Annotated in this window: 14 protein-coding genes and 1 pseudogene; 11 read left to right on the top strand and 4 right to left on the bottom strand. The window is 69.6% G+C overall.

Annotated features, from left to right (window positions below):
- Nucleotides 1-32 precede the first annotated feature (32 nt).
- Nucleotides 33-1,949: a vWA domain-containing protein gene (locus tag EV193_RS07750; RefSeq protein ID WP_165401282.1), complete on the bottom strand. Its 1,917-nt coding sequence runs from the start codon at nt 1,947-1,949 to the stop codon at nt 33-35.
- A gap of 120 nt (nt 1,950-2,069) precedes the next feature.
- Here EV193_RS07750 and EV193_RS07745 point away from each other — a divergent pair, with 120 nt between their 5' ends.
- The 5 genes and pseudogenes from EV193_RS07745 (at nt 2,070) to EV193_RS07725 (ending at nt 4,825) form a co-directional block, all read left to right on the top strand.
- Nucleotides 2,070-2,672 (top strand): CcdC protein domain-containing protein, encoded by a 603-nt coding sequence (locus EV193_RS07745; RefSeq protein WP_130343306.1) that lies wholly within the window; start codon nt 2,070-2,072, stop codon nt 2,670-2,672.
- A 14-nt stretch (nt 2,673-2,686) separates the two neighbouring features.
- Nucleotides 2,687-2,842, top strand: coding sequence for a hypothetical protein (locus tag EV193_RS33200; RefSeq protein ID WP_165401281.1), 156 nt, complete (start codon nt 2,687-2,689; stop codon nt 2,840-2,842).
- A gap of 20 nt (nt 2,843-2,862) precedes the next feature.
- Nucleotides 2,863-3,234 (top strand): hypothetical protein, encoded by a 372-nt coding sequence (locus EV193_RS07740; RefSeq protein ID WP_130343305.1) that lies wholly within the window; start codon nt 2,863-2,865, stop codon nt 3,232-3,234.
- 21 nt (nt 3,235-3,255) lie between these two features.
- A pseudogene (locus EV193_RS33980) lies at nt 3,256-4,152 on the top strand (protein-arginine deiminase family protein).
- A 55-nt stretch (nt 4,153-4,207) separates the two neighbouring features.
- On the top strand, nt 4,208-4,825 hold the full coding sequence (locus EV193_RS07725) for a hypothetical protein (protein WP_130343302.1): 618 nt from the start codon (nt 4,208-4,210) through the stop codon (nt 4,823-4,825).
- A 76-nt stretch (nt 4,826-4,901) separates the two neighbouring features.
- On the opposite strand, the gene arc is transcribed toward EV193_RS07725, so the two are convergent.
- Nucleotides 4,902-6,719: a proteasome ATPase gene (gene arc / locus EV193_RS07720; RefSeq protein ID WP_130343301.1), complete on the bottom strand. Its 1,818-nt coding sequence runs from the start codon at nt 6,717-6,719 to the stop codon at nt 4,902-4,904.
- A 253-nt stretch (nt 6,720-6,972) separates the two neighbouring features.
- On the opposite strand from arc, the gene EV193_RS07715 reads away from it, so the two are divergent.
- The 4 genes from EV193_RS07715 (at nt 6,973) to EV193_RS07700 (ending at nt 10,078) form a co-directional block, all read left to right on the top strand.
- The gene (locus EV193_RS07715) at nt 6,973-7,683 is read left to right on the top strand and encodes a hypothetical protein (protein ID WP_130343300.1); all 711 of its coding nucleotides are present in this window, start codon (nt 6,973-6,975) and stop codon (nt 7,681-7,683) included.
- Between the two features lie 29 nt (nt 7,684-7,712).
- Nucleotides 7,713-8,441 (top strand): hypothetical protein, encoded by a 729-nt coding sequence (locus tag EV193_RS07710; protein ID WP_130343299.1) that lies wholly within the window; start codon nt 7,713-7,715, stop codon nt 8,439-8,441.
- Nucleotides 8,442-8,567: 126 nt separating this feature from the next.
- A complete protein-coding gene (locus EV193_RS07705) occupies nt 8,568-9,239 on the top strand; it encodes an Rv0361 family membrane protein (RefSeq protein WP_130343298.1) in 672 nt (223 codons plus the stop codon).
- 95 nt (nt 9,240-9,334) lie between these two features.
- Nucleotides 9,335-10,078 carry a hypothetical protein gene (locus EV193_RS07700; protein WP_130343297.1) on the top strand — a complete coding sequence of 248 codons (744 nt, stop codon included), beginning with the start codon at nt 9,335-9,337 and terminating at the stop codon, nt 10,076-10,078.
- Here the strand turns inward: EV193_RS07700 and EV193_RS07695 are convergent.
- Nucleotides 10,075-10,902: a tRNA (adenine-N1)-methyltransferase gene (locus EV193_RS07695; protein WP_130343296.1), complete on the bottom strand. Its 828-nt coding sequence runs from the start codon at nt 10,900-10,902 to the stop codon at nt 10,075-10,077. The two genes, EV193_RS07700 and EV193_RS07695, sit on opposite strands and share 4 nt — an antisense overlap.
- 36 nt (nt 10,903-10,938) lie before the next feature.
- On the bottom strand, nt 10,939-12,066 hold the full coding sequence (locus tag EV193_RS07690; protein WP_242613206.1) for a site-2 protease family protein: 1,128 nt from the start codon (nt 12,064-12,066) through the stop codon (nt 10,939-10,941).
- Between the two features lie 93 nt (nt 12,067-12,159).
- Here EV193_RS07690 and EV193_RS07685 point away from each other — a divergent pair, with 93 nt between their 5' ends.
- Together EV193_RS07685 and EV193_RS07680 are read left to right on the top strand one after the other, a co-directional pair.
- Nucleotides 12,160-13,056, top strand: a complete 897-nt coding sequence (locus EV193_RS07685; RefSeq protein WP_130343295.1) for a RecB family exonuclease — start codon at nt 12,160-12,162, stop codon at nt 13,054-13,056.
- Entirely contained in the window at nt 13,053-13,841 is a 789-nt protein-coding gene (locus EV193_RS07680; RefSeq protein WP_130343294.1) for a thioesterase family protein, read from the top strand. Before EV193_RS07685 ends, EV193_RS07680 begins: the two co-directional genes overlap by 4 nt.
- The last annotated feature ends 11 nt before the right edge of the window (nt 13,842-13,852 follow it).

The raw sequence follows: 13,852 nt of genomic DNA, 5'->3' as shown, positions 1-13,852 counted from the left end.
CCGTACTTTGTAGCACGATCCTGCTAACTTGCTCAGTACGTGCCCCACGGCGACTGGTCGGCCGACTGCCGGTTCCTGCGCCGGCGGATCGCCAACCCGCCGGCGATCCCCGCCACCAACAGCGCGCCGGCCGCCGCGGCGACGATGATCCACACGACCGAGTTGTCCGTCGACGAAGTCGCCGGCGCGGGCTGCTGCGCGCCGACCGCGGGCAGCGGCGCCTGCTGCGGCTGCTTCGGAGCGTTCTCCCCGAACACCCCGCCGATGGACGGCGACGCGTACCTCGGGCCCTCCTCGCGGTTACCGGACACGGTGAGGTCGATCCGCACGGGCACCGGCGCGTCGTTGCCCGAGGCTGACGTGGGGCCAACCTTCACCGCGATGTAGTACCAGCCGGCCATTCCCTGCTTGCGCGCGTCGGCGTCGTTGGCGACCCGGTTCTTGTAGCGCACCGGCACGAGCGCGGCCGCGGCACTGCTCGGCAGCTCGACCGACGATCCGGTGTACGCCGTGCCGTCGGAGTCGATCTCCTGCCGGAACGGGTTGTACAGCGCCGTGGTCACGTTGGAGATCGTCCCCGGTCCGCGCTGACCGTTGTCTCCGTAGTGCACCCGGTACGCCAGGCCCTGCCCCCATTCCAGGCGCACTCGATAGAACAGGAATTCGCCGGGCCGCACGGTGTCGGTGTAGCGGCCGCTGCCGGCGAGCGTGCCGGCGACGTTGAACGAGCCGCCACCGGTCACGAGCGTGCCCGGGCCGCTCTGCTCGGCGAGCGCGGCCTTGGTGAGCACCGGCGCGGGGCCGGCGTCCACCACGGCCGGCTCGACACCGACTGACAGTTCGAGCGGCAGCCGCTCCGGCATTCCGTCCGACGCAATGTGCCATTTCAGCGCGAAGTAGTACCTACCCCCGCCCCGACACCCGGAACCCGACTTCGCCGCTCCGTTCCAGATCGTGGCGGCGGTCAGCGCCACACCGTCGCTCGATGACGTGGCCATCTCGTTTTCGAACACCCCGCAGTCCTCGCCGCCGGCTCCGAACACCTGCAGTTGGAGGGTGTTGATGTCCCTCGCGCGCGAAACGCCGGTTATCCGGGGAAAGGACATCGTGCCGGTGAAGTACGCGGTCGCGCCCTGCGGGACGTCCACGGCGTAGAACCGTGTCTCGGACTGGCCGATCGTGTCCAGGTACTGGCCGGGCGCGGCGACCGGCGCGGTCGAGTACGCCGGCGTGCCGGTGATCGGCAGCCCGGCCGGCTGGTAGTTGCGCAACGCCGTCGCGGTCACCCTCGGCAGCACACGTCCGAGCGTCCCGCCGTCCCGCGCGTCGGTGTAGGTGCCGCCGGTGACCTGCGCGATGCAGGTCAGCTGCGACCGTGACTTCGCGTCCACGCCGAACCCGATCGCGTGCATGACGATCTTCGCGCCCTGTTGGTTCAGCTCCCGCGCCACCTCGCACGGGTCCGGCGGCGCGCAGGTGTCCTCGCCGTCGGAGACGAGCACGATCGAGCGCGGCCCCTGCTTGGGCAGTGCCTCGGCAGCCTTGCGCAGCGAGGTGCCGATCGGTGTGTACCCGCTGGGCTGGATCCCGTCCACGGCCGCGGTCAGCGCCGGCTTGTCGATCGTGTCGGCGCCGCGCAGCACGCGGACGTCCTGGCAGCCGGCCGCCTTCTCCGCGTCCGACGAGCCGGTGCCCGTGCCGTACACGGTCAAACCGACCTTCGACTCGTTCGGCGCGCCGGTCACGAACGAGCGCACCGCGTGCTTGGCCGCCTCCATCTTGGTGCCGCGCGTCGGGTCGGCCTGTTTCATCGACCCGGACGCGTCCAGCACGAGCATGGTCGGCGCGTACTCCTGCGCCTGCTGCTCCGCTCCCGCCGGCGGCGCGAGCAGGGTCAGGCCCACCAGGCCCGCGGCCACGGCGGTCAACGTCTTCGCGATTCGAGACATGCACCTGGAGACGCGCAAGCAAAGCAATCGGTTCCGTCTGTAAAGCAAGGATTTGACTTCTGGCTTTGGTAGCACGCTCGTGCTAACTTGATTTGGCAAGCTCGTGCTACCAAGGAGTCGATGTTGAGCCCAGTGCTGTGGATCGTTGTCGCCGTCGCGGTGGTGACTGTGGTCGTCAAGCGGTTCCTCGGCGAGCCGATGTACGCCCGCGAGGTGTTCGTGCTGCCGCTCGTCCTGCTGGGCGTGGGCGTGTACAGCCTCCGCGAGGTGCCCCTCACCGGTATCGACATCACCTGGATCGTGATCGGCGGAGTGGTCGGCCTCGCCTTCGGGGCGCTCCGGGGCACCACCACGAAGATCTACGTACGCGACGGCGTGCTCTGGCAGCGGTACACCCGCTGGACCGTCGTCGTCTGGATCACCTCGCTCGTCGGCAACGCCGGTGTCGGATTCCTCGCCGTGGCAATGGGAATGCACCACGAGGCACGTCCGATGACGCTGTCGATCGGCATCGGACTGGTCGGCGAGATGATCACCGTCGGGCTGCGCGCGCTGTCCACCAACACCCCGTTCGCCCAGGACGAGCGGCAGAGCCGAGGCTCGGTGTTGGACAGGCTCAGCGATCCCTCGCGCGCCACCAACGACCGCCCGCTCGACTCCTCCCCCACCGTCCGCGACGGCATCCGCTGGCTGACCTCGATGGCCCGCGACCGGCGCGAGTAGAGCGGAGAATCCTTGTGCGTCAACGCAAAGCGCTCACCGTGACCGTCCTGTGTGGACTTCCGCTGTCCGCCGCGGCACCGGTCTCCTCGGCGGCAGGAGGGCCGATACTGTCCGGTGACACGATCTTCGTGACCTCGCCCGTGTTCTCGTTGCCCCACAACGGAAAGTGAGCCGGCACGCGGTGGGCTCGGTGTCGGTCGACCACGGCGACGCGGTGCGGATCTTCGCCCGCCGGGCCGGCGAGCTGATCCCACTCGGGCGCGACGTCCTGACCGCAGGCGAGCTGCGGCACGTCGTCGAATTGGCCGTCGAGGGGCGCGACATCATGCACGACTCCGCCCGCTGGGACGGCCGGATCGCCGTGACGCTGACGATCACCGACGGCGGCTCGACGGTCAGTGGCACGCACCGGATGCGGATCGCGCCGCTGCCACCGGCGCGAAGACAACGTTCGCGACTGGAACGCCGTTCTGGTGGCGTGACGTGTGGTGGCAGGACCTGTTCGAGCCGGCCACCGCGAGCATGCCGCCCAGGCACGGCGTGCACACCATCCGCGTGTTGATCCGCTCCACTAACGCCTGGGATCTCGCCGGCCCGGACGGTCGGCCGCAGCGCACCCTGCGGCCCGCCTCGCGGCTGTTGTTCCGCGACTTCCGGGGCCGGACGTCGCCGTCGTACCGGAGTTCGCGAACGGGAGCGGACCGGCCGGCGTCAACCTGGTGAACTCGACCGGAAACTTCGAGTCGGTGCCGCCGTACCGTGGTTTCCGAATGGCCGAATTCTCTATGGATCGGCGGAGAATCGCCGTCCGGACGCGTCGTTCGTGCGCATGCTGGAAAGCCAGGGAGCGCAGCCGCCGGTCACCGTGGACACATCGTGGCTGGTCGTCGGCCATGTCGACGAAATCGTGCACGTGGTGCGCGCCGACAACCGCAGGGGTTGGACGATCATGGTGGCCGACCCTCGGCTCGCGGTCGACCGCCCGGCTGTTCGAGCGCACCACCGCCAAACTCAAGCCGACCGTGGCCAGACGCTCGGCGACCGGAAGTTGTTGCGGGACAACGAGATTACCGCACGCGGTGTGGAGGCACAGGTGGCCGTCCTGCTGGCTGAGACCGGCCTGCGGCCCGACGAGGTGGTGCGGGTACCGGCGCTGTTCCACGCCGTCGACATCGGCCAGGGCCCGCGCTCGATCGCGTTCTCCCCCAATTCCACGAATGGCATCTCGTTGACCGATCGCGATTACGCGGCACCCGACCCGCACGGCCCGGTCGTCGCCGGTACGGACATTTTCTGAAAAGCGACGGAATCCGCGCTCGCGGTGAACGGAATGCGAATCCATTGGGTCGAGGATTTCGCCTGGGCGCATCAGGGCGGCGGTGAGGTCCATTGCACCACGAACGCGTTCCGGGACATTTCCGCGGACCGGTCGTGGTGGCGCGCGCCGGCCGAGGCCGACACAGTCGGCCCGACCGGGTAGCCCGCCACCGGCGGGCCTACCCTGGGTCGTTGAGTACCCGAGCAGAGGATTCGTGATGACTCAGCCACCCCAGCAACCTGGTCCATACGGCCAGCAGCCCGGCTACGGCCCACCGAGCGGCGGCTTTCCCCAACAGCAGCCGCAGCAGCAGCCGGGCGGGGGCTACCCGCCACCGCCGCAGGCGGGCCAGCAGCCGCCTGGCCAACCGCCCGGCGGATTCGGTCCTCCGCCGGGACAGTTCCCGCCGGGGCAGTTCCCGCCAGGCGGCGGCTTCCCGCCGCCGCAGAAGAAGAGCCCGCTGCCCTGGATCCTGTCCATCGTCGGCGTGCTGGTCGTCGCCGGCGCGGTCGTGTTGATCATCGTGCTCACCGGCGGTGACGACAAGGGAGGCGAGGCCGGCGGCTCAGCGAAGGCCACCGCCGAACAGGCCATCGAGGGCTACAACAAGCGCGACGCCGAGAAGCTGAACAGCGTGGTTTGCCCGGAAAGCCCGAAGGCATCGAACGAGCGCTTGCAGGCTCTGAAGATCACTGTGACGCTCGGCGAGGTCAAGGAGGAGGGCGACAAGGCGAAGGCCGACTTGGTCGGGCGGGACGAGAGCGGCAAGGAAGAAAAGGACGTCATGGGCCTCAAAAAGGTCGACGGGAAGTGGTGCGTCCTCCTGGCCGGCTGACACGAGAGGCACCGTCCGAGCCGGACGGACGAAGGTGCGCCTCAAGCCGCGGCTTGAGGCGCACCTTCATTTGTCGCTACAGGTACTGGCCGGTGTTGTTGGCCGTGTCGATCGCCCTGCCGGTCTCCTGGTTCTTCCCGGTGACGAGGGTGCGGATGTAGACGATCCGCTCCCCCTTCTTGCCGGAGATGCGTGCCCAGTCGTCCGGGTTGGTGGTGTTCGGCAGGTCCTCGTTCTCCGCGAACTCGTCGACGATCGCGTCGAGCAGGTGCTGCACCCGCAGGCCTCGCTGCTTGGTCTCCAGCACCGACTTGATCGCCGCCTTCTTCGCCCGGTCCACGATGTTCTGGATCATCGCGCCCGAGTTGAAGTCGCGGAAGTAGAGCACCTCCTTGTCCCCGTTGGCGTAGGTCACCTCGAGGAACCTGTTGTCGTCGCTCTCCTCGTACATCCGCTCGACAGTGTGCTGGATCATCGCGTCGATGCAGGTCGTCCGGTCGCCGCCGAACTCCGCGAGGTCGTCGGCGTGGATGGGCAGCGACTTGGTGAGGTACTTGGAGAAGATGTCCTTCGCCGCCTCCGCGTCCGGCCGCTCGATCTTGATCTTCACGTCGAGCCTGCCGGGCCGCAGGATCGCCGGGTCGATCATGTCCTCGCGGTTGGACGCGCCGATGACGATGACGTTCTCCAGGCCCTCGACACCGTCGATCTCACTGAGCAGCTGCGGCACGATCGTCGTCTCCACGTCGGACGACACGCCGCTGCCTCGGGTACGGAAGATCGAGTCCATCTCGTCGAAGAACACGATCACCGGTGTGCCCTCGGACGCCTTCTCGCGCGCCCGCTGGAAGATCAGCCGGATGTGCCGCTCGGTCTCGCCGACGAACTTGTTGAGCAGCTCGGGACCCTTGATGTTCAGGAAGTAGGACTTCGCCTCCTTGGCGTTCTCCCCGTCCCGCGCCGCGGCGACCTGCTTGGCCAGCGAGTTCGCCACCGCCTTCGCGATCAGCGTCTTGCCGCAGCCGGGCGGGCCGTACAGCAGGACGCCCTTCGGCGGCCGCAACTGGTACTCGCTGAACAGGTCCGCGTGCAGGAACGGCAACTCCACGGCGTCGCGGATCTGCTCGATCTGCCGGAACAGACCGCCGATGTCCTCGTAGTCGACGTCCGGGACCTCCTCGAGCACGAGATCCTCGACCTCCGCCTTGGGCACCCGCTCGTACGCGTACCCGGACTTCGAGTCGACGAGCAGCGAGTCACCCGGTTTCAGCGTGGCGTCGGCGAGCGGATCGGCAAGCCAGACCACGCGTTCCTCGTCGGCGTGTCCGACCACGAGCGCGCGCCTCGGCTTGTCGTCGACAGCGGCCAAAGGATCGGCCAGCAGCTCGCGGAGCGTCGACACCTCGCCGGTGCGCTCGAACGTGCCGGCCTCGACCACGGTCAGCGCCTCGTTGAGCCGCACGGACTGGCCGCGCCGCAACTCCTCGCCCTCGACCGCCGGCGACACCGCGACCCGCATCCTGCGGCCCGCCGTGAACACGTCGACCGTGTCGTCCTCGTACCGATCGAGGAACACGCCGTAGCCGCTCGGCGGCTGCGCCAGCCGGTCGACCTCCTCGCGCAACGCCAGCAGTTGGCTTCGTGCCTCGCGCAGGGTGTCGACGAGCTTGGTGTTCCGCTCCGTCAACTGCTCAACCCGTTCGGTCGCCTCCGCGAGCCGCTGCTCCAGCACGCGAGCGTGCCGGGGCGAATCGGTCAGCTTGCGGCGCAGCAGGGCTACTTCCTCTTCGAGGAACCGAATCTGCGCGGACTCGCTGAGCTCACGGCCCGCGCCGGTACCGGCGCCGTGCTCGTCATCCTCCTCCGGCCGACTGCCGGGACGGTCGTGCTGCATGTCGGCACCTCCTTCCCGAACTTCCCTGCCTCCACGGTACCGGCGATCACCCACAAGAGAAGCCCATCTCCTCTGGCGGGACGGGCGAGTCGTTACACGAACAAGTCACTTAGCGGGTGAAATGCTCCATACCGGTGTTAGGTGGAACCGAGCACCCGCTACCGTGCGTCCGTGCAGTAGGCCAAATGGCTCTCAGGGCGAACTTGGTTGCAATACGTAGTGCACCCAAACGCCACATCCAAGGAGAAGGTGAATGTCGCAACCGCCGCAGCAGCCCGGCCCTTACGGTCAGCAGCCGGGGTACGGCCAGCAGGGCGGCTATGGCCCGCCGTCCGGAGGCTTTCCTCAGCAAGGCCCTCAGCAGGGCGGCGGCTACCCGCAGCAGCAATCAGGCGGCTACCCCCAGCAAGGTGGGTACCCGCAGGCCGGGCAGCAGCAACAGCCCGGCGGCTACCCGCAGCAGGGTGGCTACCCGCCAGGTGGCGGTTTCCCGCCGCCGCAGAAGAAGAGCCCGCTGCCGTGGATCCTGGCGATCGTTGGTGTGCTCGTCATCGGTGGCGCCGTCGCGCTGATCCTCGTTCTCTCCGGTGGCGACGAGGGCAGTGACAGCGGCCACGCCGACGCCGGCAAGACCGCGGAGGGCACCGCGAAGGCCTTCGCCGGCGCGGTCAACGAGAAGAGCCTGGAGAAGGCGAAGGCCCAGATCTGCAAGCCGCCGCCGGACTCGGAGCTGCAGCCGATCATCGACCAGTACTCCGAACTGAGCGTCGAGAAGGTCGAGGAAAAGAGCGGCGGCACCGCCGCGACGGCCACCGGCTCGGGCAAGCGCCGCGGTCAGGCTGGTCAGGGCAAGATCACGTTGAAGAAGGAAGGCGAGCGGTGGTGCGTCACCAGCCTTAGCGCCTCCCCCAGCGGCGGCAGCAGCTCAACCCGCGGCAGCAGTTCCACCACGTCCGGCGAGTAACCGACCAAGCCGCGAAAGCGGGGGGAACCATGACCTATCCACCACAACAGCCGGGGCCGCAGGACCCGTACAACCAGGGCGGCTACGGGCCGCCCTCCGGAAGCTTCCCGCAGCAGGGTGCTCCCGGGTACGGACCTCCTACGGGCGGCTTCCCGCAGCAGGGCGGCCCCGGCGGTGGATACCCGCCGATGGGACCTCCGCCGAAGAAGATGAGCCCCGGCGCGCTGACCGCGATCATCGCGGTCGTCGTGCTGGTGCTCGCCGGCGCCGGCGTCGGGATCTTCTTCCTCACCAAGGGCGACGACAAGGACGACAACGCCAATGCCGGCGGGTCGCCGAGCAGCGGCTCGTCGTCCAGCGTCGACCGCAGCTCGGCCAAGTCGGTCGCCGAGGCCGCCGCGAAGGCGTTCAACGACGACGACGCGTCGGCCCTGGAGAGCCTGCTGTGCACCTCTCCGGGCAAGGACGACGTCGAGCAGCTCGTCAAGAACTACTCCGACGCCGAGGTCAACGACGTCGAGGAGAGCGGCAGCTCGGCCAAGGCCAAGGGCAAGGCCAAGTTCAAGGGCCGGGATACGCCGGTGACGTTGTCGCTGCGCAAGAAGGACGAGCAGTGGTGCGTGTCCAGCGGTGGCTCCAGCACCAGCAGCTCGCGCAGCAGCAGTAGTTCGCGGTACAGCTACCCGACCTACACGTCGCGGTCGTACAGCTACCCGAGCTACACGACGGGCTATCCGTACCCGACGCCGAGCTACTGATCATCAGGATCGCACCGTGCCGCTCGACCACCCGGTCGGGCGGCACGGGTGTTTCAGGACACACGCCGCTAAAGTGAACGCCCACCGCGCGACCGCTCCTGGCGCGCCCGGATCCCGGGGACGACGATGACCTACCCGCCGCAGCAACCCGGCCCCTACGGTCAACAACCCGATCCGTACGGGCAGCAGGGTCAGTACGGTCCGCCGAGCGGGTCGTTCCCCCAACAGCAGGGCTATCCGCAACAGGGTTACCCGCAGCAGGGCGGCGGATACCCGCCCATGGGCCCGCCGCCGCAGAAGCGGAACACCGGCGTGATCGTCACCATCGCGGTGGTCGCCGTGCTGCTGCTCGGCGGCGGCGGTGTCGGTCTGTGGCTGCTGCTCAAGGACGACGACGGCGGCGGGTCCGGCGCGGTCGACACGTCCGACCCGAAGTCGGTCGCGGAGAAGTGGGCCAAGATCAACGAGGCGTCGGAGAACGGCAACAGCGTCACCGCCGTGCCCCGTGCCGAGATCAAGGCGATCATCTGCTCGGCCGACCAGAGCGACTTCGACAAGGAGTACGACACCGCCGAACGCCGGGCGCAGACCCGCCCTCCGACGCCGGAGACCCGGCCGTACACCTACCGGGCGAGCGACGTCCAGGTGAACGGCGACACCGGCACGTTCCGGTTGAGCTACGACCGCCAGGGCAGCACGAGCAGCCGGGGCAAGACCGTTCCGCTGCGCAAGGAAGACGGCGGTTGGAAGGTCTGCAACAACGATCGGCGGACGGGGTCGAGCGCGCCGACGAGCTGATCAAAGAACCGGCACCGAATTCTCAGGAAGCACCGGCTAGGGTGACGCGCACCGCGCGACCCGAATCCTGTCGCGCCCGGATCCTGGGGATCACGATGACCTACCCGCCGCAGCAGCCCGGTCCCTACGGTCAACAGCCCGATCCTTATGGGCAGCAAGGCCAATACGGTCAGCAGGGCCAACCGGGCCAGTACGGACAGCAGCCGTCCGGAGGCTTCCCGCAGCAGGGTGGCGCCGGTTACGGGCCACCGACGGGCGGGTTTCCCCAGCAGGGCTACCCGCAGCAGGGCGGCGGATATCCGCCCATGGGCCCACCGCCACAGAAGAGCAACACCGGTGTGATCGTCACCATCGTGGTGGTCGCCGTGCTGCTGCTCGGCGGTGGCGGCGTCGGCCTGTGGCTGCTGCTCAAGGACGACAACGGCGATGAGGGCGCGGGCGGCACCTCCGGCCCGGTCGACTCCGCCAACCCGGAAGCGGTCGCACAGCGCTGGTCCAAGATCGTCGAGCAGGTGAACAACTCCGATCAGATGACCTCGGTGAAGCTGGAGGACATCAAGGCCGTGCTGTGCAAGCAGGGGCACGCCGAGATCGAGGAGGAGTACACCGAGGCACAGCAGAAGGAGGCCACCCGCACGCCGAGGCCGGCCACCCGGCCGAGGACCTACAGCGTGAAGGACGTGCAGACCGAAGGCGACTCCGGCACCTTCAGGATGTACTACCAGCGTGGGGACAGCACGCCGTCCAGCGGTTCCAGGGTCGGCCTCAAGAAGGAGGACGGCGCCTGGAAGGCCTGCCCGGGAAGTGGCGGCGGATCGTCGTCCACTCCAACTAGCTAGCCGCGGCTGGGGCGACGCTGCGGGCGGGGCGGCGTGACGCCGTCGGCCAGCCGGCGCGCGGTGATCAGGAACGCGGTGTGCGCCACCATCCGGTGCTCCGGCCGGACCGCCAGCCCGACCGCGTGCCACGGCCGCAGCAGCGTCTCCCATGACTGCGGCTCGGTCCAGCACTGCTGCTCGCGCAGCGCCTCGGTGACCTTGGACAGCTGCGTCGTCGTCGCCACGTAGACCATCAGAACTCCGCCTGGCACAAGGCTTTTCGCCACCGTGGGCAGCACCTCCCACGGCGCCAGCATGTCCAGCACGACCCGGTCGACCTCGCCGTCGTGCTCGGACAGATCGCCGAGCAGCAGCGTCCAGTTCGGCGGCCGCTCGCCGAAGAACGCGTCCACGTTCCGCTCGGCGTGCTCGTGGTGGTCGGCGCGGATCTCGTATGAGGTCACGCTGCCCTTCTCCCCCACGGCGCGAAGCAGCGAGCAGGTCAGCGCGCCCGAGCCGGCGCCGGCCTCCAGCACGCGCGCGCCCGGGAAGATGTCGCCCCACATGACGATCTGCGCGGCGTCCTTCGGGTAGATCACCTGCGCGCCGCGCGGCATCGACAGCACGTAGTCGGCCAGCAGCGGCCGCATCGCCAGGTAGGCGGTCTGCCCGGCCGAGGTGACCACCGAGCCCTCGGGTTTGCCGATCACATCGTCGTGCAGGATCGCGCCGCGATGCGTGTGGTACTGGCCGGCCTCCTCGAGCACCAGCGTGTAGTGCCGGCCCTTGGCGTCGGTCAGCTGCACTCGGTCTCCGACCTGGAACGGTCCACTACGCGCGCTCACGAACAGTGATCCTGACAGCAGCACCCGCGCGCGGTGTCAGCGGCCCCGGATGGCGCGGCGCAGGTCCTCGCGGCGCAACACGCCGGACGGACGGCCCTCGTCGTCGACCACGAGGAACTGCCACGCGGGCGTCTCGGCGACCCGCTCGGCGATCTCCTCCCCCGGCTCCGAGTCCAGCAGCACGGTCTCCGGGCGGATCGGCTCGGCGGCGCGCTCGGCGGGCGCCTGGGGTGATCGTTCGGCCAGCCGCTGCGCCGCGACCTCGTCGAGCAGGCCGGCCGCCACACCGTCGGCCCGCACCAGCACCACGCCCCGGCCGGCCGCGGCCGCGAGCGCGTCAGCCACCGGGCTCTCCGCCGGCAACTGCAGGACCGGGTGCACGATGTCGCGCAGCGCCAGCCCTTCCGGCCAGGTGCGCCGCTGCTCGGAGGCCAGCTCGCCACCGGCTCCGGCGACCACGAACCACGCGGTCAGCGCGCACACGCCCAGCCGCAGCCAGCGGTCCTCGCTGCCGTTGACCAGTCCGGCGAACGCCCAGATGACCAGCGCGGCGGCGACCGCCCAGCCGCCGATCACCGCGGCGTGCGTGCCCCTGCTGCGATTGCCGGTCAACGACCACACGCCGGCACGCAGCATCCGTCCGCCGTCCAGTGGCAGGCCGGGCAGCAGGTTGAACACGGCGACCGCCGCGTTGGCCAGGCCGCACTCCAGCACGAGCAGCCACACCGCGTTCTCGTCCGGCATGACGAGCAGCAGGCCGCCGGAGAACAGCGCCAGTACGACCGACACCGCGGGGCCGGCGACGGCGACCAGGCCCTCGTGCACCGGCCGCCTCGGCGTTCTGGCGACCTCGGTCAGCCCGCCGAGCAGGAACAGCCGCACTCGCCGCACCGGCAGCCCGAGCCGCAGTGCCACCAGGCAGTGGCTCAGCTCGTGCGCGAGCACGGAAGCGCCGAGCAGCAAGGCGAACGCGGCGGACAAGGTGATCGCCAGGCCGTCGCTGGCGCCGGGCAGAAGGCGCGACACCAGCGGCGCGTACAGGACCGTGACCACCAGCGCGCCGATCCACCAGGACGGCGCCAGCAGCACGGGCACGCCACGCAACCGGAACAGCAGCAAGCCGCCGTCCTGGTCGACGGCACCCGGCCGGCTGGCGTTCAGCACGGCCAGAGCCTAAGCGCCAACGTGTGGGACCGCGGTGATCTGACAGCGCGGCGCAGGCCGAGAGTGTCGGTGCTGTGGCCTAGTGTGAGCGTTATGTCGGACCCGCTGACCCTGCCGGCAGAGCAGGAGACCGCCCCGGAGAAGCCGCCGCGCCGCCCCGCGCTCTCTCCGTCGCGCGCCAGCGACTTCAAGCAATGCCCGCTGCTGTACCGGTTTCGGGCCGTTGACCGGATTCCGGAGATCCCGACACAGGCACAGGTCAGAGGAACGGTCGTGCACGCGGTGCTGGAGCGGCTGTTCGGGCTGCCGGCGGCCGAGCGGGTGCCCGACCGCGCGCACGAGTTGGTCGCGCCGGTCTGGGACGAGCTGAGCGCCGAGAGCCCCGAGTTGGCCGAGCTGTTCGCCGAGGGCGCGGAGCTGCCGTTCGACGGGTGGCTGGAGTCGGTCGCGCGCATGGTCGACAACTACTTCGAGCTGGAGGACCCGCGCCGGCTGGAGCCGGAGGCGTGCGAGCAACTGGTGGAGACCGAGCTGGACTCCGGCGTGCTGCTGCGCGGCTACGTCGACCGGCTCGACGTCGGCCGGGGCGGCGAGCTCCGCGTGGTCGACTACAAGACGGGCACGGCCCCGCGCGAGATCTTCGAGGCCAAGGCCCTGTTCCAGATGAAGTTCTACGCGCTGGTGCTGTGGCGGCTGCGCGGTGAGGTGCCCAAGCAGCTGCGGCTGATGTACCTGACCGACAAGCAGTCGTTGAGCTACGCGCCGGACGAGGCGGAGCTGCGCCGGTTCGAGCGCACGCTGGACGCGATCTGGACGGCGATCATGCGTGCCGCGAAGACGGGCGACTTCCGCGCCAACCCCGGCCGCTTCTGCGACTGGTGCGACCACAAGCAGCGCTGCCCGGCGTTCGGCGGCGAGCCGCCGGAGTACCCGGGCTGGCCGGAGCCCGCCGCGTCCGAGGAGTCCACTTTGGACAGGTCGGACCAGTGACGGCGTTCTTCCAGCCACTGGGCGAAAACCGGTACGCCGCCTCCGAGCTGACCGCCGCGGTGTGGTCGCCGGATCACCAGCACGTCGGCCCGCCGTCGGCGCTGCTGGCCAGGGAGCTGGAGCGGCTTCCGTCCACAGTAGACACTGCTGGGGGCGGCACGTTCGGGCGGATCACGTTCGAAGTGCTCGGCCGGGTGCCGGTGGCCGAGGTCGAGGTGTCCGCACGGGTGGAGCGGCCGGGTCGCGCGGTCGAGCTGCTGGTCGCCGAGCTGGTCGCCGAAGGCCGGGTTGCCTTGCGCGCCAACGCATGGCGGATCGCCCGGGCGGATACCACGGCGGTGGTCGCCGGGCTGCCGGAGCCGCTCCCCGGCCCGGACGAGGCCAAGCAGATGCCCATGCCGGACAACTGGCACAGCGGATACGCGAAGGCCATGGAGTGGCGATCAATCCACAGTGGAATGTTCATCCCCGGCGACGCGACGGTCTGGGTGCGCCCGCTGGTGGACCTGGTCGAGGGCGAGACGCTGACCGATCTGCAACGGCTGCTGACCGTGGCGGACTCGGCCAGCGGCGTGTCCAGCCGGCTCGATCCGCGTGAGTGGCTGTTCATCAACACCGACCTGACCGTGCACCTGTACCGGATGCCGGCCGGCGAGTGGACCGCGCTGGACGCGACCACGATCCTCGGCCCGGACGGCGTCGGCATGGCGACCAGCACGCTGCACGACGTGCACGGCCCGCTCGGCCGCACCACGCAGGCTCTCCTCGTCCGCCCGCAGCGGTGACCCGCGGGATT

The organism is Herbihabitans rhizosphaerae, assembly GCF_004216555.1.
Taxonomy (GTDB): Bacteria; Actinomycetota; Actinomycetes; order Mycobacteriales; family Pseudonocardiaceae; genus Herbihabitans; species Herbihabitans rhizosphaerae.
The sequence above is the reverse complement of the archived record's forward strand: the minus strand, read 5'-3'. Positions and strand labels throughout refer to the sequence as shown.